The 1,144-nt window shown below is 59.2% G+C and carries 2 protein-coding genes; one reads left to right on the forward strand and one right to left on the reverse strand.

The genetic code is table 11. The features are described 5' to 3' along the window. The coding region (locus tag A3730_RS21040) for a transposase (protein ID WP_156501285.1) at positions 1–210 on the forward strand (210 nt) is incomplete at its 5' end. Positions 211–494: 284 nt separating this feature from the next. Here the strand turns inward: A3730_RS21040 and A3730_RS21045 are convergent. Further along, a partial coding sequence (locus A3730_RS21045) for a DUF3080 family protein (RefSeq protein ID WP_156501286.1) occupies positions 495–1,144 on the reverse strand: 650 nt, incomplete at its 5' end.

Genomic DNA, 1,144 nt, shown 5'->3' on the forward strand with positions numbered 1-1,144 from the left:
AAGAATGGCGACCCCGCGTTGCGGCAAAAGTTATACATGGGTGCCGTTGTGGCGATGCGGCATAACCCCAGCATTCGGCGCCAATATCAACGGCTGTGTGCTGCAGGCAAACGAAAGATGTCAGCGCTGGGCGCGGCCATGAGAAAACTGGTGCACATCGCTTACGGCGTGCTGGCGCACCAGAAAGAATATGAACCACAGCCCGTTTGAGAGGGGTTGTGGTTCATTGGGAGAGACGGTATCTACCGGGCGTTTGGGTGCGCACCTCAAGAGGTACCCCTGCAGCGGTTTTATGGAAAGCGTGTTGCATGCTGCGTGAAGCGTGTCGCGGCCGCAGAGCGGCAAAAAAAAACGGCGCCAAAAGGCGCCGTGAATAGTTTGGCTCGGGAGAGCTATCACGGAGTAAAACTCCGGAGCCGGTGAATGGGACTCACCGACACCCGGAAGTATGTGGACAACTGTTCTCGCAAGCATTCGCTTTGTAGACTTTTTGTTTAGCCTTCTAGGTCAATATTTGCACTATCGTCCAGCTTTTGCGCGCCACCGGGCATCAGATCGCATTGCCGCAGGCGCTCCTGCCAGAGCGAGACATGGTGCTTAAGTGCGCGGTTTAACTGGCTTTGCAGGCCTTTATCAGAAAAATAATGCGCCAACCACTGAGTGAAGGCTGGGGGTGTGGGGCTGATTAGTTGGTCTATCTTGGCCAGGGCGCTGGCCAGTTGCTGGCGCTGGCGTTGTGCGTCCGCCAGAGCCTGTTGCACCCGGCTGCCCCAGATATTGTCCAGCACATTGCGCAGTTTTCGGGCCCGCGGCGTGGGCCGTCCTTTGGGGCAGAGCGCTACCGGATCAATGCTTTCGAGCAAGGCATTGCCGCGCTCCAGCTCTCGCAGAGCCAGTGCCAGCCGCCGCAGCAACTGCCCGCCCACCTGGCTGTGGGCGATTTGCTGTAGCCGGGCTTCCAGCCCGAACAGTTGCTCCGGGCTTGGCATGGCCTCGTTCTCAACAGGCGACTGGGCCAGTTGCGTCAAGCTCAGCAGAGCGGCCTGGCTGTCTCCGGCCAGCGCGGATGGGGACTGGCTGAAAAACTGGCGGAATTCCTCACTGGCGACCAGTGCGTTCCAGTAGAGGGCCGGTAGTGCTGCCT

Source organism: Alcanivorax sp. HI0044 (genome assembly GCF_001634945.1).